Consider the following 17,101-nt stretch of genomic DNA (forward strand, 5'->3'; position numbering starts at 1 on the left):
GAGCCTGGAATCCGACTGTTCAGTGGGATACTCTTTCAAGAAATACATTCAACCATCTTGGATGGCATTCTTGTCAATGTGGAGATGCACCAAACGGCATAGACAATGTTGAACATTTTAATGTTTCGCTTTATCCAAATCCGGCTAACAGGCATGTGTATATAAAAAGCGATCATTCATTTATTAAAAGTGTTGAAGTTTTTGATTTAATGGGTAAATCTCAATACTTTTCTTATTCAAATCAAACAGAAGTTTTTTTAGACACCGAACAGTTTGCAACTGGAACATATATTGTCAAAACAACATCGTTAAATAAAGCAGTTTCACACCATAAATTACTAATTCAATAATACAATTTAAGTTGTCCCTATTCAGAAAGGTATGTAAACACTTAAACCAAAACTGTGTTTATATGCCTTTTTGTTCTTTTAATCGCTTTTTTGCACATTAAATATATCAATTTCCACATCTCCACTTTGAAAACCAAGAATATGTACAAATCTTTAATTGTATTGTTATTGATAGTTGTTTCTACAGGTCTAATTAATGCACAAGAAGCGATATTAAAAGGAATGGTCAAAGATGCAGTAACAGGAGAAACTTTGATTCAGGCAACAATCACTTCAGGCGATAAGGGTACTATCACAGATTTAGATGGACAGTATCAACTCAATCTACCAACAGGTTTGCAGGAAATTGTAGTATCGTATGTTGGGTACAAATCACAAACATTAAGTATTAACATTGCTTCAGGGGTGAATACCGTCAATTTCAATTTGGAAGAGGACAATATCATAATCAAGGAAATTAACATAGTCGCTGATGTTGCCCGCAACAGAGAAACTCCGGTTGCATTCAGCACTGTTCAATTGGCTCGAATTAAAGAAGAACTAAGCGTTCAGGATCTGCCTATGGTTTTAAACAGTACACCTGGAGTTTATGCAACTCAGCAAGGTGGTGGAGACGGGGATGCCAGAATTACAATTCGGGGATTTAATCAGAGAAATGTTGCGATAATGATTGATGGTGTACCCGTTAATGATATGGAAAATGGTTGGGTTTATTGGTCAAACTGGTCAGGGTTGAGTGAAGTAGCAAGAAGTATTCAGGTTCAACGTGGATTAGGGGCTTCAAAATTAGCATTACCTTCAGTGGGAGGGACTATTAACATTTTAACGTCCGGAATTGAAAGCAAAAAACGCTTAAGTGTTCAGCAGGATTTAGGTATGTATGGATTTTACAAAACCACTTTATCGGGCACAACCGGCAGGCTTAAAGGTGGATGGGGATTAACTTTTACAGCATCCTATCGCCAAAATCAAGGATGGGTGGATAATACATGGTCTAAAGCCTGGTTTTACTTTGCAAAAATTGAAAAAATTATTGGAAAACACACGTTAGGTATTTCTGCTGTTGGAGCACCACAAGAACATGCACAAAGAACTTTTAAACTACAAATCGCCAAATATAATCTCGAAACCGCTGCTGAGTTAGGCGTAGATACGTCAACATTGGCAAGTACTCAACAATGGGGGTTGGGTGAACAATATAATTCACACTGGGGCTATCTAAATAGATGGACTTTGAATGGTGAAGATACTGTTTTTGACGGACGAAAAGCATTAACAGAAAGATTAAACTATTACCATAAACCACAATTTACGGTTAAAGACTTTTGGACTGTCAATAAAAAACTGAGCATTTCCAATATCATCTATATATCATTAGGCAATGGAGGTGGTGTGGCAAATGCCGGAAGCACTTTCCCTGTTGATAATGATGGATTAATCAATTATCAAACTATATACAACTCTCAATCAAATTTCGAAGCATCAAGCAGGATATTGCGAAGCAGCGTCAATAATCACCGGTGGTATGGGTTGCTTTCTACCTTTGATTACAATCCGAACAATCATTTTAATTTATCCGGTGGAGTTGACCTGAGAACTTATACAGGTACTCACTACCGCGAAATCTATGATTTGTTGGGGGGTAAATATCATATTGATAACGACACTCAAGGGAGAAATTTACACGAACCCAATGGTATCCAAAAAGATGTTGGAGATAAAGTGGATTTATTTTACGACGGGAAAGTGAACTGGGGAGGCGGATTTGCTCAAGTAGAATATAAATCAAGTGCAATCAGTGCATTTTTAAATATAACAGGGGCACTTACCTCATACAAAAGGATTGATTATTTCCTTGCTAAAGATTTAGTTTTGGAAGATACCACAATATTGCAAGCAGTAACATACTACATTCCTTATGTACATAAAGGTGATACATTTACTATAGACTCACCGGAAAGTCGTTTTTCTGAAACAGAAACAAAATTGATTCCAGGTTATACTATAAAAACAGGAATGAATTTTAACCTGACAGAACAACAAAATGTCTTTTTTAATACAGGATATATTGAAAAAGCTCCTCCATTTGACAATGTTTTTAACAGAAACAATCGAGCATATGATAATATAGTTAAAGAAAGAATTGTTGCAGGAGAATTAGGATATGGATTTAAAAGCCGGATTTTTAGTGCTAATTTAAATGCCTATTATACACTTTGGCTTAATCGCCCGTTAATTGCCAACTTTAGAAACGAAGATGATGAAGTAATTCAATTAAATGTGGAAGGTATAAAAGCGCATCATCGCGGATTAGAATTAGATTTCGCCCTAATTGCAATACCTAATCTGTTAAAATTTGAAGGGTTGGCATCAGTCGGAGATTGGATTTGGAAAAATGACAGTGATGCAACTTTAAAAAGTGAAGATGCAACTATCGAGGCTCCTTTTAGCGCAAATGGTGTGCATGTTGGGGATGCTGCTCAAATGCAGTTTGGCCTTTCTGCAAGAGTAGAGCCGTTAAAAAACCTTTATACTACTATCAAATGGACCTATTTTGGAAAAAACTATGCTGATTTTTCGCCGGATCAATTAACTGGTTCAAATCAAGACAGAGAATCATGGAAAATGCCGGATTATTATTTGTTTGACGTTCATTCAGGCTATACATTTAATACTCGAAAAGTTAAATATAGAATTGGTTTGAGCTTGCTCAATGCGCTTGACAATTCTTATATTTCAGATGCAAGTACCCGATTGGGATTTGAACCACGAGACATTGAAGTATATTTTGGGCAGGGGTTTCGTTTAACTGGTAATTTTGGAATTACTTTCTAAATATACAGACTTTATCTTAAATTTGTGGTAATATATCTAAATCATTACTACTAATTTTGAAATCTTGTCTAACTTAAAAACAACTCAAATTATCAGTAAAATCAGTATAAAGAATTTGATTTCGGAAATACCCTTTTCACTAACGGTTTAGATTTGGTGTTATGGCAAAACTTCTGTATGTATAGCTATTTTCTCACTTAACTCCAATATCTCGAAGTAGTTTTAATAAAAAATCTAACAATTTTAATATGCCAAAAATTTTAATTATTGACGATAACGAGATGATTAGAAAACAACTCGTTGAAGTTTTTTCATATGAAGGATACGAAGTAGAAGAAGCAATTGATGGTGTTCAGGGTATTGCTAAAATTAAAACCCAAAATTTTAATTTGGTTTTAAGCGATGTCTCAATGCCAAAGAAAAGCGGAATAGAAGTTTTAGAAGCAGCATCTAAAATTAAACCTGACTTACCTTTTATTATTATTACCGGAGTTGGATCTATAGAACAAGCAGTTGAAGCAGTTAAAAAAGGAGCATTTGATTTTATTGAAAAGCCACTTGATCTGCACAGATTACTGATATCAACCAGAAACGCACTTGAAAAAACCAAACTGATTGAAGAAACTAAAGATTTGCGGCAAAAGGTAACTAAAGTACGTCCCATAATTGGCGAATCACCTTTAATTGAAAAAATAAGATTAACAATTGAAAAGGTCGCTCCTACTGATGCAAGAATTTTAATTACAGGTGAGAATGGAACCGGTAAGGAATTAGTTGCCAGATGGATTCATGAAAAAAGCCATCGCAGTTCAGGCCCTTTTGTTGAAGTAAATTGTGCAGCTATACCATCCGAATTAATAGAAAGTGAGCTATTTGGGCATGAAAAAGGAGCATTTACTTCTGCAGATAGACAAAGAATAGGTAAATTTGAACAGGCTAACGGTGGAACTTTATTTCTTGATGAAATTGGAGACATGAGTCTTTCTGCTCAAGCTAAAGTATTACGAGTTTTACAGGAAAATACTATAACAAGAGTTGGAGGCGATAAAAATATAGCCGTTAGTGTCAGAGTTATTTCTGCAACAAATAAAGAATTGGTAAAAGAGGTTAACGAGTCGAAATTCAGGTTAGACCTATTTCATAGAATTAATGTGATACCCATCGAAGTGCCGAAACTTGACGATCGCAAATCAGATATTCCAATTTTATCTAAACATTTTCTCAATGAAATTAGCAGTGAATACAGCGCTCCGCCTAAACAAATTACAGAAGAAGCTTTAGAGGTACTTAAAAATTATAGTTGGAAAGGAAACATAAGAGAATTGAGAAATGTTATGGAAAGGCTTTATATTTTGTGTGATAATGAGATAACCGGCAATGATGTAGTTAAGTTTGTATCATACGGAAAATCAACCCAATCAAACCAAATCAATGAAAATCTATTTGAAAGATTCAACTCCTTACAGGACTTTAAAGATTATGTTGAACAATTGTTTATAGAATACAAGCTAATGGATTTAGATTGGAATATAACCAAAACCGCAGATATTCTTGGGATTCAAAGAAGCCACCTTTATAATAAGATTGAAAAGTATGGTTTGAAAAAAGAAGCATGAATTTGACAGTAATCCATAAAAATAATTATTTACCCTTCAAATTAACTTTATCCAATCTAAAATTCTATATGGCGTTGCATTAATAGGCACTTTTTGTGCAGGATTAGTATTGCTATCTTCTCCTATTTATATTATAGTTTTTGTAGCAATATTTGTTCTGGCATTTTACTTGATTACTGAAAGCATACAGTTTTTTTATGACCAGATTATTGAGCAATTTGCTATTCTTGCTAAAGAGTTAAACTTAAATCTAACAGTTTCGCCTAAAAAAAAATTCAGTATAAAAAGTCGCTTTCCTTTAATAAATGGAAATTATCTAAAGCGAAATATTTCCATTTCAACAAAAGATATCCTGATTGGCAGTGTTGCATTTCCACAGACACAAATTACCTTGGATGTTTTGCATTATGGGAATACCTTTACTATTGGAAGTGAGACAATATACTCCACACTAAAAAAAATTTGGGGTCATACCGACATTTCGTTGAATGACCCCAAATTTGATCGAATGTTTTATATCACTACCAACGCCCCTTCTTTTGTTAAAAATCTGTTGGATAAAGAAATACGCGATGTGATGAAAGAAAACATTTATTTCCAACAAGGAAAATTCATACTGGAACAAGCCCAACTTAAATACATCGAGCAGATTTCACTAATTACGGTTCATAGAAGGAAACGAATAGAGAAAGTGATTTTAGTGATGTATATGATGGCTAAAAAAATTGACAGCTTGAATAATTAAATGGCTCCAAATGTGATGGTAAATGTATAAGTCGTTCCATCATCCGGATCAGTATTCACCCATTTAATTTTCAAAACCTTGTTAGTCAGGTCTATAATCTCCCATGATTGGGTTTCTCCGTCTGCTATAATTGTCAATAGTGTTTCATCACTATTAAATGACCATGTTCCGGTTTCAGTTTGTGGATCATCAGGATCACATTTCGAAGCACCTTCGTCAATTGATGCAGAGCCATCGCTGTTAAAAGAAAAACTATCATCTTTTTCACAGGGTTCCATGTTTGCATACCAGTCAGTTATTCCTAAAATAGCAGGCGAAACCGTCCATGCAGTAATTCTCCAGTCTGTTCCGGTAAGTAATTCAGTATTTGATTTATCTTCTGTACATGAAGAAACAAGTACCATAATTACAGTTAAAATCAATAATAACTTTTTCATTTTAAATATTTTGTGTTAAAAATTGTACAAAATTAGTTCATTTTAAAATTAAAAGCCACTTTTTTTAAAAAGTATCAATGCCGATTATAAAAATTAATGCTAAGTGCAAAATCAGTTATTTAATAAAGTTTTTTGCTACTATAAGATCTTTGTTGCCAGTTTCATAAAAATAAAACCCCTGACCTGTTTTCATGCCTAATTGACCGGCTGCTACCATATTTACAAGTAAAGGACAAGGTGCATATTTTGGATTTCCAAAACCATTGTGAAGGACTTTCAGAATTGATAAACAAACGTCTAAACCTATAAAGTCTGCTAATTGAAGTGGACCCATCGGATGAGCCATACCGAGTTTCATGATAGAGTCTATTTCAGCAACACCGGCTACCCCTTCAAAAAGACTATAAATTGCTTCATTAATCATTGGCATTAGAATGCGGTTGGCAACAAAACCCGGGTAATCATTTGCAAGTACGGGTATTTTACCAAGTTTCTGAGATAAGTTAACTATTGTTTGGGTAGTTTGATCTGAAGTAGAATAACCACGAATAATTTCAACTAATTTCATGATAGGGACAGGATTCATAAAATGCATTCCAATAACTTTTTCCGGACGTTTGGTAGCTGATGCTATTTTAGTAATTGATATAGATGATGTATTTGATGCTAAGATTGCATTCGGAGCAAGTGTTTTGTCAAGAGATGAAAAAATTTTGAACTTAACTTCTTCGTTTTCCGTTGCCGCTTCAATTGCAAGATCAGCTTGTTCAATTGTTGAATCTTCCATTTTAGTAAAAATGGAAATGTTTGAAAGGGTCATTTCTTTTTGTTCTTCTGAAAGTAGTCCTTTTTTAATCATTCTGTCAAGATTACCGCCAATGCTATGAACTGCCTTCTCCAACATTTCTCTGTTTAGATCAAAGAGGCTGACCATATATCCGTTCATAGCACAAACGTGTGCAATTCCGTTTCCCATGGTTCCTGCACCAATTACTGCAATGTGATTCATTCTTATTTTATTTAAAGGATTAAAATTATCTAATGAATTGGCAAATATGCGGAAACTATCCGGTTTTTGCCATATAAATCAACATAAACCCTGATTTTTTGGAAGCCAAAATTATTTAACAATGCTTCTATATTATTTGCTTGATTTTCGTGCATTTCAAAAAAAAGGGTTCCCCCTGGCAGAAGAATTTGTTTAGCTAATGCGGAAATTGAATGATAAAAAATCAAGTTTTGATGTTCAGGAACAAAAAGTGCCAAATGTGGCTCAAATTCATTAACCTGTCGTGACAGAGCGTTTTTTTCTGAAACTGGAATATATGGTGGATTGCTTACAACTATATCGAATGAGTTAGGAATTTGATTTTTTATATTTGGATGCAACACATCACCGTGATAAAATTCTATAAACAGATGATTTCTTTTGGCATTTTCCTGAGCTATATCAATAGCTTTTTTACTAATATCAAGAGCAATAATATTAGCTTCTGGTAAAAGTTTTTTTAAGCCTAAAGCTATGCAGCCACTTCCTGTTCCAATATCTAATATTTGTGGTGCAACCATGTTATTTTGGTTGACAAATTTGGCAATCAACAATACTAATTGTTCAGTTTCTTGCCTTGGGATTAAAACATCAGGGGATACAATCAAGGGGATTTCTAAAAAATGAGTTTCTCCTAAAACATATTGAACAGGTTTGTATTGGAGTAGTTCCTGTAAATAAAAGTTGGCTAGATAGAATTGCTCTTCTGTAAGTTTGATACTTGGATTAAGGTAGAAGTTAATTTTTTTTGATTTTGTAACAAATTCGGTTACAAGAACAGCAATATTTTTTGCCTCTCTTATCGGGTAAATTTCTGACAATTTATGTTTTATATAACTAATCAGTTCAATCGGTGTTGGAAGCATCGTAAATAATTGTTACGGTTAGTAAACTTTTCAAGATTTGTTTTGATTAATTAGATGAACATTCTTTAACTAAATAAACTATTTCTGATGAAAACAATTCTGAACAAAACAATTTTTTATATGTTTCTGCTTTTAGGCTTTTATTCTATAAAATCCTTAGCACAAGAATGTGAGCCTTATTTCCCGATGAACGTTGGAACCAAAATTGAAATGACGAATTACGATGCAAAAGGGAAAAACGAAGGAAAAAATGTTATTGAAATTTTAGAGCAAACCCCAATTGAAGGAGGCATCTCTGCAAAGGTAAAAAGTATTATTTACGACAAAAAAGACAAAGAGACTTATAATACAACCTATGATATAAAATGTGTTGATGGAATTTTTTATATGGATTTTAAGAATTTTATACCGGCAGAAAGCAATGAAATGTTTAAAGGAATGGAGGCTAATATAGAAACAGATTGGTTGGAGTTTCCGACTACATTAACGGTTGGTCAAACTCTGCCAGATGGTGAAATGACTGTCAACATGAATAGTAATGGTTTAGCGCTGTTTAGTATGACTATTAATGTCAGCAACAGGCAGGTTTTAGCCCAAGAATCAATTACCACTCCTGCTGGAACATTCGAATGTTTTAAGATTTCACAAGAAACAACCCTTCGTACAATCATGAATATCACGTCTAAAAGTATTTCTTGGTACGCTAAAAATGTTGGTTCTGTAAGAAATGAAAATTACGATCGGAAAGGCAAATTGTTGGGTTATTCAGAAATAACTTCTTACCAGGAATAGATGCGTTTTTATCTGGTTTAGAGTACATAAAATAAACGGGGCAGTTTATGATTATACATAACTGCCCCTTTCATTTGAATCAAACTATACAAAGGACTAATTTAAACTATAGCTTTTATTTTTCAAGAATTGCATCAATATCATCCATTACTTCCTGAGTTAATAATGGAACTACTTCCAATGATTTTAGATTGTCCTCCAATTGACTGACTTTGGATGCGCCTAATATTACAGAACTGACGTTAGGATTTTTAAGACACCAAGCCAATGCAAGATGTGTCATACTGATACCTAATTTGTTTTTTGCAAAAGATGTCAATTTTCGTGTTTTCGAAATTCTGTCTTCTGTAAGGTTTTTGTCTTTTAACCATGCTAGGTTTTCACGCGATAAACGTGATCCGTCTGTAGGTAATCCATCATTATATTTTCCTGTTAATAGTCCTGAAGCTAATGGCGACCATATTGTTGTTCCTAATCCAAAATTTTTATACAATAGTTTATACTCTTTTTCAAATCTATCCCGATGCAGCAAATTATACTCAGGCTGTTCCATAACGGGGCCGATTAAGTGATATTTTTCAGCTACAAGGTGGGCCTCGGTAATTTGTTGTGCACTCCATTCCGACGTTCCCCAATACAAAACTTTACCTTGTTGAATTAAGTGATTCATTGCCCATACAGTTTCAGAAATAGGTGTATTTTTATCAGGACGGTGGCAAAAATAAAGATCTAAATACTCCAATTGTAATCTTTGAAGAGCGTCGTGGCAGGCTTCGAAAATATGTTTTCGACTTAGCCCTGTCTGATTTGGTTTTTTCCGGCCGTCTCCAAAAAAAACTTTGCTCGAAACTAAAAAACTGGTTCTGTCCCAGCCCATATTTTTTAATATTTTACCCATAACAATCTCTGATTTTCCTTGTGCATATATTTCAGCATTGTCAAAAAAATTGATTCCTGCTTCATAAGCTGCAGCTATCAATTTTTCGGAAGAATTATCTTCTATTTGAGCACCAAAGGTTACCCAAGAACCGAAAGACAATGCACTAACTTGTAAACCAGATGATCCCAGTCTTCTATATTCCATTTCCATAATTACGATAATTTTAGAAGAATAAAGTGATTAAATATAACAGCTATTCACAACTTTTTTATTGAGAAATTGTTCACTTAAACTTCCAGAAAAGTTAAAGATGTACTCAAAGTTGTCTGATAAATAGGGTTTTAGATTACCTTTGTGTAAAAAAACACAAGAAATGAAGTTCTTTATTGATACTGCTAATTTGAAAGAAATTCGCGAAGCTAAGGAGTTGGGAATACTTGATGGTGTAACTACTAATCCATCTCTTATAGCTAAAGAGGGAATTATTGGTAAAAACAATGTATTGGAACATTACTTGAAAATTTGTGAAATTGTAGAAGATGGAGATGTCAGTGCTGAAGTAATAGCAACAGATTATGAAGGCATGATACGTGAAGGGGAAGAGTTGGCTGATTTATCTGATAATATTGTTGTTAAAGTTCCAATGATAAAAGATGGGTTAAAAGCTATCAGCTATTTTACCAGTAAAGGAATCAATACTAACTGTACCTTAGTTTTTTCTGCCGGTCAAGCTATTTTAGCTGCTAAAGCAGGTGCTACTTATGTTTCACCATTTATTGGAAGATTAGACGATACTTCATGGGATGGTATGAGTTTAATTAAACAGTTAGTAGATATTTATTCAACGCAAATGTTTGACACAGAAGTTTTGGCAGCTTCTATTCGCAATCCCTTACATATTGTTAAGTGTGCTGAACTCGGAGCAAATGTCGTTACTTGTCCACTTAATTCTATTTTAGGGTTACTTAAACATCCATTAACAGATATCGGTTTGGAACAATTTTTGAAAGATGCCAGAAAATGGCAACAGTAAAAATCTTTCAAACGGAACTTTCTTTCTATTTCAAATGTTAATTGTGAAACTTTGATATAAAGTAGTTTTGTTAGTTCTTTAAAATAAGGGGCTGACTGGCTTTGACAGGAAAGTAGTCGGTAGGTAAGCATGTCGAGCTTTTGTTGTGTTGGCTCGTAAATCTCAGTACAGCAGCCATAACTGGCAACAATTCTTACAGATTGGCAGCCTAATCGGGACGATTAGATGCCTTTAATCTCCCGCGATGCACCTCTGCCCAATAGGGAGCTGCGGTCGAGGTTTCATAAAAGAAATTGGGATAGCGTACATTAGTACCTCGAAATAAACGCGAATTTTAATTGGGGGTAAGGAAGCAGTTGGTTCGTGTTGTTCCGGCTGTTTTACCAAAATTAATACAACAATAAACATGTAGAAAGCTTATTGAACCTTGCTCTGGACGAGGGTTCGAATCCCTCCAGCTCCACTTTAATTTCATCCGTTTGCTTTAATTTTTGCAAACGGATTTTTTTTGCTTTAAATAAATTCTTGCGATTCTGTATGATTGTTTTAACTTTGCATCAATTTTAAAAAATTAAAACATTGAAAACATGGGAAAAGGAGACAAACGCACCAAACGTGGAAAGATATGGAGAGGCTCTAACGGAAAGTCAAGACCAAATAAAAGCAATCGCTCTAAATCAACGACAACCACTCAATCAAACGAAAACTAAATATTCAATCATGTGAATAAAAAAAAGTCCGGGTATGTAAATATCCGGACTTTTTTGGATTAAAAAAATAAAAGGACTCCAGCCTAATTATAAGTAATTTCGAAAGTCCCAGAAGTTATATTATGTGTTCCTGTTCCACCACCGGCATCAGTGCATCCAAATTCAAATGAGCCAATAACCAGTTTTGTTGTTGTATTAAATGTAGTAAAAGTAATAGTGCCCGCAGAACTGATGCATTGAATATTACCTTGTAAATATGTTGCTGGGTTAATAGCTGTAAAATCATAAGTACCTGTTGCAAATGCACCACCATGTACTAATCGAACTTCAATAGTATCAGTTGCATTATAAGTTTTGCCGATAAGGTTTAGCTTACCTCCGGTGTCCAAGCCACTAACATCTGTACCTGACCAAGGGCTGCTGTCAATAAGTGCAGACATTGCGTTAGTCGGTGATGAACAAGGAGTACAGGGCCCACCACAATCCACACCAGTTTCACCTTGATTTTGAATTCCGTCAGTACAAGTTGGAGCAGGTGGATTATTACAAGGATTAGAACAAGGTCCGCCACAATCAACGCCCAATTCTCCTCCGTTTTGGATTCCGTCGGAACAATTTGGCATATTGGCACAGGGTGGGCAAAGTCCGGCAGCATCTCCACAATCTATTCCTGTTTCTCCCTGATTTTGTTCACCATCTGTACAAGAATAGTTTTGTTTACAAGCGCTTACTAATACAAAGGCCGAAAACAATATCACAGATAGCCATATTCGAGTCTTCATGTAAAAAAGTGTTTTTTAAATTTATAGAAATGAATAAAATTTGGCAAGCAAGATAGGAAATTTTTTTGGAAAAATCAGCACCTATTTCTTTAATGCTCTATTTGGTGTAGCAAAAGACAAGTTTTGGCAGATTCATTTGTTTAAACCTATAAATATATATAAAATGCCTGCAATTGATCAGGTTAACTTTTATTGTTTTTTAGCAATCATCCTTTCTTTTTCAACTGCCTTAAGTACATCTTGCGAGTTTTCAGTTGGATAATTACCAGAGAAACAAGCATAACAACATCCCAAGTTTTCAAACAGAGATTTAAGGTCATCTAAAGATTGATAAACCAAAGCGTCAGCCCCAATCTTTTTGCAAATGTCTTCATCAGAATTTTGTGATGCAATAAGTTCTGTAGTAATTGCCATATCTATACCATATACGCATGGATTTGTGATTGGGGGAGCAGAAGAGATAAAATAGACTTCCGCAGCACCGGCATTTTTTAAAGTTTGCACAATGCGCTTAGAGGTTGTGCCTCTTACTATTGAATCATCTACAACTGCTATCTTTTTACCCTGAACAACGGCACGAATAGGATTTAACTTTTTTTTAACGACATCTTCCCGTTCCTTTTGCGTAGGAGAAATGAAACTCCTTCCAACAAAATTATTTTTTACAAATCCACGACGATATGGAATATTTAAAGCTTCTGCCAACCCTGAAGCTGCGAAATATCCGGATGTCGGCACATCAATTACTATGTCTGGTTTAAGCCCGGCTTCAATTACCTTTTTTGCCAATACTCTTCCCATTTTTACTCTTTCGGCTGCCACTAGTTTTTGTTGAATGACAGAATCTTCCCGTGCAAAATAAATATGCTCAAAAACGCAAAAAGCCTTATTTAACGAATAGCCATCAGCAATGTGCACATTTTTTTGATTGTCAATCAGAATTATTTGTCCAGGTTCCAAATCTTGTACCAAATCATAATCCAAATAATCGAAACAAGTTGATTCTGAAGCAAAACCATAAACTGGTCCTTCACCGGTATTGCGTTTACCAAATACCAAAGGACGGATTCCATGTGAATCTGTAAAAGCTAATAGTCCGAAATTGGCTATTATCGCAATAACTGAATAAGCACCTTTTACTAATTGTTGGGTAGCTTTAACAGCATCAAAAATATCTTCAGGTGAAACTTTTTGTAAATCTTTTTTGACTAGTTCAGAAGCAAAAATATATAAAATCAACTCCAAATCATTAGAAGTCTCCGGTAAAATCTTGTAGTCATTATAGAGAATGTTTCTAAGCTCTGTAAAATTGGTTACGTTGCCATTATGAACCATTGCCAGCCCGAAAGGATAATTTGCTGAAAATGGTTGAGCATTTTGCATCAAATTTGCTCCTTGTGTAGTATAGCGAACATGACCTAAGCCGATGTTTCCTGGCAACATAGACATGTGCCTTTCTTCAAACACATCACTTACTAAACCTAATGCTTTGCGTAAGTGAAAATATTCCTTAAAAGTTACGATGCCGGCAGCGTCCTGACCTCTATGTTGCAAAGATGTAAGCCCAAGCACTATATCGTAAACCACAGGGCTATATCCAGTAAATCCAACTATTCCGCACATAAAATTATAAATAGATTAAAAAGAGTCGCCTTTGCAGTGTTTGAAAGGTTTTAGCCGCTAAACAATTTTGCTAGTGTTTTGCTATATAATTCATATTCAACTTGTAAACCTCTTTGTTCTACTTCCTCGAGTGAGTTTACACCTGTCAAATCTACTTTTTGTTGAGCTATGACCTGACCTGTATCAACTCCCTCATCAACATAATGTATCGTAATATAAGTTTCTTTTAACAGGTTTTCATAAGCCCATTTATAAGCATTTAACCCTTGAAAACTACGAGTGTCGGCAGGATGAATATTGAGTATCCTTTGGGGATAAGTTTTGATAAATTCAGGGGACAATATACGCATATAACCAGCAAGTACGATATAATCAATTTCAAAAGGATGAAGTAAAGTTAAGACCTCCTTGTCGTACTCCACACGTTTTTTTCCTTTAGAATCCAAACATAATGTTTGAATTTGATTTTCTTTAGCCACTTTTAGTCCCAATGCCTGACAATAATTAGAAAAAACCAAAGATATATTGCACAAATCTTTCAAAATGCCATTCTTAACTTGCCCTATAATTTGCTGCATATTGCTCCCGCGTCCTGAAATAAAAATGGCTATATTTTTCATGGCTTCTAAAAATCGGGCATTTTTCGGTTAGCGATATCTTTTCTGTAATAATGATCTTTGAAATAAATTTTTCCTATCGCCTCATAAGCTTTTTGCCTTGCTTCTAGAAGAGTAGTCCCCTGTCCTACTATGTTTAATACCCTACCTCCATTTGACAAAATCTCACCATTTTCGATTAGCTTTGTTCCTGAATGAAAAACAATTGCAGTTTTTTCTGCTTCTTTGATTCCTTCTATAATATTGTTTTTAGCATAGGTTTTTGGGTAGCCCTTTGCGGCCATAACTACATCAACAAAATAACCGTTGTGAAACTCTGGTTGGTTCTTCCCTAAAGTTCCGTCATAACATGAGAGGGTTAATTTTAGCAAATCTGTTTTTAGGGATGGTAATAAAACTTCAGTCTCAGGGTCTCCAAAGCGAACATTATATTCCAAAAGTTTAGGACCCTCTGGTGTTACCATAATGCCGAAATAAATAACTCCTTTGTAATTAACCTGTTCTTCGTGTAATCCTTTTAAAGTTGGATTAACTACTTCTTCTAAAATACTTTGGTGCAACTCAGGTGTATAAAAAGGCAATGGACAATATGCACCCATTCCCCCTGTATTTGGGCCATTATCACCATCGAGTAATTGCTTATGGTCTTGTGAAGGGTGCATCAGTTGAATGTTCTCTCCATCAGTAAAACCTATGATGGATATTTCGTAACCGGCAAGTTTCTCTTCGATTAAAAAATCCAGAAACTCTTCACTTTCACTGTAACGATAATCTCGGTTTAGTTCGTTAAGTGCGGTTTTGGCTTCTTCTATAGATGAACAAACATATACTCCCTTGCCTCCTGCAAGTCCATCATACTTTATGACAAGGTTGCCGTTTAACTCTTCAATAAGATTATATGCCTGAGACAAACTTTTAAACAACCAAAATTTTCCTGTACTGATGTTATAGTGTTGCATAAATTTTTTGGCCGTAATCTTTGAGCCTTCCAATCTTGCGGCTCTTTTTGAAGGACCGAATACTTTGATATTAGTGTCTTCGAAAAAATCAACTATTCCTTTTACTAATGGAAGTTCAGGTCCTACAAAAATCAATTCTACTCCTTCTTTGATGCAAAAATTCTTGATAGCTTCAAAATCTGTCGAATCTATAGGTATATTATTGTTTGTTCCGCCATTGCCGGGAATCAAGTAAATGTTTTCAGCAGGCACACTCTGTCCAAATTTCCATGCAAGTGCATGTTCCCGCCCACCGGAGCCTATAATTGCTATTTTCATACTTGACGTTTAATTTTACTTTTTTTGAATTTAAAAAGTCTTGTTTGGGTTAAGAGCTTTATGTCACACTTTTTATTCTTCCTCAAATAAAATTTTTTCTCTAATCCGGTATATGTTCAAACAACGAAGGAGCTCCTGTATATCTAAAAAAAGATTTTCGCTCATAGCAATATCATCTAAAGCACTGGTTATTATAGGTAAGTTAGAATATGCAGCTATTTCTTCCATAACCTCACTATAATTTTCTTCGATGAACAAAATTGCTGCCGGTTCAACTGATTCATTATAAACTTCCAAAAACAAATTGATATCGTTTGAATTTTTTACCAATCTCACTTCAGAAAAAATACCATAACTTTCTATCATTGCTTTGGCCTTTTCACAAAATGGCAATGCTTGCTTAACATCTGTGATAATTGCTATTGCACCATCTTTTATAATTTGATGATAAAACAAGTTCGCACAAATTCTGGACTTTGGATGCAAAGCCTGATTGACAATTAATTTGTGTCCTGTAACTGATTCATAAATCTCTATATATCTTTTTGATGCTTCATCTATAATTTCCTTTGGTAAAGAAGTTCTGTACTGACCATTGACTTTATTTTCAATTAACCATTGCCGGATAAACTCTTTATCAATCTGACGGGCATGTTCTGGATTTGCATTGTAATCTATCTTATTCCAAAATCGAGAGGAATCCGGTGTATGAATTTCATCTATTAATATGATTTCATTATTCAGAACTCCAAATTCATATTTTGTATCAACCAGTATAATGCCTTTTTGTTCTAATATTTGTTGGCCAAACGTGTACAGTTCTAATGCTTTTTTGTGCATGATGCTGTATTGTTCTTCTGTTACAAATTTCTCCATAACCAACTCTTTGGCACTGATTGGCCGGTCGCTTTTTTCTTTTGTTGTTGGAGTAACTACAGGAGTATTGAATTTAGAATTTTTGGTTAATCCATCGGGTAGCGATACTCCCGAAAAGGTTCTTTCTCCCTCTTCATAACCTCTCCAAACCGATCCACTTAAATAGCCTCTGACAACCATTTCAACCCGGATAGGTTCTGCTTCTTTCACTAAGGTTATATTGGGATCAATTTGTTTGATGAAATGATTTGCTATGATGTGTTCAGTTTGTTGAAACCACCAGGATGACAAAGAGTTTAAAACAGCACCTTTGTTCGGAATTGGTGTTTCGAGAACAAAATCAAAGGCAGATAGGCGATCGCTGACTGCAATCAGACGGGTTGATGAATTGATACTGTAACTGTCGCGTACTTTACCGTTATGTAGGCTTTTGAGTTGAGGAGTGGTAAAAAAAGTTAGCGTTTGAGACATGTAGTTTTTTATTTAAAGTGCAAAGATAAGAATTAATGGCTCAGTTAAACGCAATATGGTCAATTTGGTAGAGTCTCTGAATGATTCGTAACTTTAAATTCTCATTTCAAAGTAAACTGAATCTGGAGAAAAATATCTGCCAA

At 34.7% G+C, this 17,101-nt stretch carries 16 protein-coding genes and 1 other RNA gene; 8 read left to right on the forward strand and 9 right to left on the reverse strand.

The window, feature by feature from the left end; genetic code table 11:
- Positions 1 to 155 precede the first annotated feature (155 nt).
- The 4 genes from IPM47_13765 (at position 156) to IPM47_13780 (ending at position 5,546) form a co-directional block, all read left to right on the forward strand.
- Complete coding sequence (locus IPM47_13765) at positions 156 to 350, forward strand: T9SS type A sorting domain-containing protein (protein ID QQS27937.1); 195 nt, start codon at positions 156 to 158, stop codon at positions 348 to 350.
- A gap of 141 nt (positions 351 to 491) precedes the next feature.
- Positions 492 to 3,185: a TonB-dependent receptor gene (locus IPM47_13770; GenBank protein QQS27938.1), complete on the forward strand. Its 2,694-nt coding sequence runs from the start codon at positions 492 to 494 to the stop codon at positions 3,183 to 3,185.
- 248 nt (positions 3,186 to 3,433) lie between these two features.
- Positions 3,434 to 4,801 carry a sigma-54-dependent Fis family transcriptional regulator gene (locus IPM47_13775; protein ID QQS27939.1) on the forward strand — a complete coding sequence of 456 codons (1,368 nt, stop codon included), beginning with the start codon at positions 3,434 to 3,436 and terminating at the stop codon, positions 4,799 to 4,801.
- Positions 4,802 to 4,970: 169 nt separating this feature from the next.
- Positions 4,971 to 5,546, forward strand: coding sequence for a hypothetical protein (locus tag IPM47_13780; protein QQS27940.1), 576 nt, complete (start codon positions 4,971 to 4,973; stop codon positions 5,544 to 5,546).
- Here the strand turns inward: IPM47_13780 and IPM47_13785 are convergent.
- From IPM47_13785 to prmC, 3 genes are all read right to left on the reverse strand, one after another.
- Positions 5,543 to 5,983, reverse strand: a complete 441-nt coding sequence (locus tag IPM47_13785; GenBank protein QQS27941.1) for a DUF5004 domain-containing protein — start codon at positions 5,981 to 5,983, stop codon at positions 5,543 to 5,545. The genes IPM47_13780 and IPM47_13785 overlap by 4 nt on opposite strands.
- 115 nt (positions 5,984 to 6,098) lie before the next feature.
- Entirely contained in the window at positions 6,099 to 6,992 is an 894-nt protein-coding gene (locus tag IPM47_13790) for a 3-hydroxybutyryl-CoA dehydrogenase (protein QQS27942.1), read from the reverse strand.
- A gap of 29 nt (positions 6,993 to 7,021) precedes the next feature.
- Complete coding sequence (gene prmC / locus IPM47_13795) at positions 7,022 to 7,897, reverse strand: peptide chain release factor N(5)-glutamine methyltransferase (protein QQS27943.1); 876 nt, start codon at positions 7,895 to 7,897, stop codon at positions 7,022 to 7,024.
- 87 nt (positions 7,898 to 7,984) lie between these two features.
- On the opposite strand from prmC, the gene IPM47_13800 reads away from it, so the two are divergent.
- The gene (locus IPM47_13800) at positions 7,985 to 8,689 is read left to right on the forward strand and encodes a hypothetical protein (protein QQS27944.1); all 705 of its coding nucleotides are present in this window, start codon (positions 7,985 to 7,987) and stop codon (positions 8,687 to 8,689) included.
- A gap of 115 nt (positions 8,690 to 8,804) precedes the next feature.
- Here IPM47_13800 and IPM47_13805 read toward each other — a convergent pair whose 3' ends face one another.
- Positions 8,805 to 9,773 carry an aldo/keto reductase gene (locus IPM47_13805; protein ID QQS31476.1) on the reverse strand — a complete coding sequence of 323 codons (969 nt, stop codon included), beginning with the start codon at positions 9,771 to 9,773 and terminating at the stop codon, positions 8,805 to 8,807.
- 169 nt (positions 9,774 to 9,942) lie between these two features.
- Here IPM47_13805 and fsa point away from each other — a divergent pair, with 169 nt between their 5' ends.
- The 3 genes from fsa (at position 9,943) to IPM47_13820 (ending at position 11,312) form a co-directional block, all read left to right on the forward strand.
- Positions 9,943 to 10,602 carry a fructose-6-phosphate aldolase gene (gene fsa / locus IPM47_13810; GenBank protein ID QQS27945.1) on the forward strand — a complete coding sequence of 220 codons (660 nt, stop codon included), beginning with the start codon at positions 9,943 to 9,945 and terminating at the stop codon, positions 10,600 to 10,602.
- Positions 10,603 to 10,689: 87 nt separating this feature from the next.
- Positions 10,690 to 11,068, forward strand: a transfer-messenger RNA (tmRNA) gene (gene ssrA, locus IPM47_13815).
- A 121-nt stretch (positions 11,069 to 11,189) separates the two neighbouring features.
- Positions 11,190 to 11,312, forward strand: a complete 123-nt coding sequence (locus tag IPM47_13820) for a 30S ribosomal protein THX (GenBank protein ID QQS27946.1) — start codon at positions 11,190 to 11,192, stop codon at positions 11,310 to 11,312.
- A gap of 83 nt (positions 11,313 to 11,395) precedes the next feature.
- Here IPM47_13820 and IPM47_13825 read toward each other — a convergent pair whose 3' ends face one another.
- The 5 genes from IPM47_13825 to IPM47_13845 all read right to left on the reverse strand — a co-directional run bounded on the left by IPM47_13825 (position 11,396) and on the right by IPM47_13845 (position 16,958).
- On the reverse strand, positions 11,396 to 12,094 hold the full coding sequence (locus tag IPM47_13825) for a hypothetical protein (GenBank protein QQS31553.1): 699 nt from the start codon (positions 12,092 to 12,094) through the stop codon (positions 11,396 to 11,398).
- Between the two features lie 189 nt (positions 12,095 to 12,283).
- A complete protein-coding gene (purF, locus tag IPM47_13830) occupies positions 12,284 to 13,717 on the reverse strand; it encodes an amidophosphoribosyltransferase (protein ID QQS27947.1) in 1,434 nt (477 codons plus the stop codon).
- 50 nt (positions 13,718 to 13,767) lie between these two features.
- Positions 13,768 to 14,337, reverse strand: a complete 570-nt coding sequence (gene purN / locus IPM47_13835) for a phosphoribosylglycinamide formyltransferase (GenBank protein QQS27948.1) — start codon at positions 14,335 to 14,337, stop codon at positions 13,768 to 13,770.
- Between the two features lie 5 nt (positions 14,338 to 14,342).
- Positions 14,343 to 15,611 carry a phosphoribosylamine--glycine ligase gene (gene purD, locus IPM47_13840; GenBank protein ID QQS27949.1) on the reverse strand — a complete coding sequence of 423 codons (1,269 nt, stop codon included), beginning with the start codon at positions 15,609 to 15,611 and terminating at the stop codon, positions 14,343 to 14,345.
- Between the two features lie 72 nt (positions 15,612 to 15,683).
- Entirely contained in the window at positions 15,684 to 16,958 is a 1,275-nt protein-coding gene (locus tag IPM47_13845; protein ID QQS27950.1) for a phosphoribosylaminoimidazolesuccinocarboxamide synthase, read from the reverse strand.
- Positions 16,959 to 17,101 lie beyond the last annotated feature (143 nt).

It is taken from the genome of Sphingobacteriales bacterium (assembly GCA_016700115.1).
Lineage (GTDB): Bacteria > Bacteroidota > Bacteroidia > Chitinophagales > UBA2359 > UBA2359.

Bases quoted from the DNA above. Each gene is read 5' to 3' on its own strand.
- IPM47_13770 (QQS27938.1), top strand. From the start codon at position 492: ATGTACAAATCTTTAATTGTATTGTTATTGATAGTTGTTTCTACAGGT.
- IPM47_13775 (QQS27939.1), top strand. From the start codon at position 3,434: ATGCCAAAAATTTTAATTATTGACGATAACGAGATGATTAGAAAACAA.
- IPM47_13785 (QQS27941.1), bottom strand. From the start codon at position 5,983: ATGAAAAAGTTATTATTGATTTTAACTGTAATTATGGTACTTGTTTCT.
- IPM47_13790 (QQS27942.1), bottom strand. From the start codon at position 6,992: ATGAATCACATTGCAGTAATTGGTGCAGGAACCATGGGAAACGGAATT.
- prmC (QQS27943.1), bottom strand. From the start codon at position 7,897: ATGCTTCCAACACCGATTGAACTGATTAGTTATATAAAACATAAATTG.
- IPM47_13800 (QQS27944.1), top strand. From the start codon at position 7,985: ATGAAAACAATTCTGAACAAAACAATTTTTTATATGTTTCTGCTTTTA.
- IPM47_13805 (QQS31476.1), bottom strand. From the start codon at position 9,773: ATGGAATATAGAAGACTGGGATCATCTGGTTTACAAGTTAGTGCATTG.
- fsa (QQS27945.1), top strand. From the start codon at position 9,943: ATGAAGTTCTTTATTGATACTGCTAATTTGAAAGAAATTCGCGAAGCT.
- IPM47_13820 (QQS27946.1), top strand. From the start codon at position 11,190: ATGGGAAAAGGAGACAAACGCACCAAACGTGGAAAGATATGGAGAGGC.
- IPM47_13825 (QQS31553.1), bottom strand. From the start codon at position 12,094: ATGAAGACTCGAATATGGCTATCTGTGATATTGTTTTCGGCCTTTGTA.
- purF (QQS27947.1), bottom strand. From the start codon at position 13,717: ATGTGCGGAATAGTTGGATTTACTGGATATAGCCCTGTGGTTTACGAT.
- purN (QQS27948.1), bottom strand. From the start codon at position 14,337: ATGAAAAATATAGCCATTTTTATTTCAGGACGCGGGAGCAATATGCAG.
- purD (QQS27949.1), bottom strand. From the start codon at position 15,611: ATGAAAATAGCAATTATAGGCTCCGGTGGGCGGGAACATGCACTTGCA.
- IPM47_13845 (QQS27950.1), bottom strand. From the start codon at position 16,958: ATGTCTCAAACGCTAACTTTTTTTACCACTCCTCAACTCAAAAGCCTA.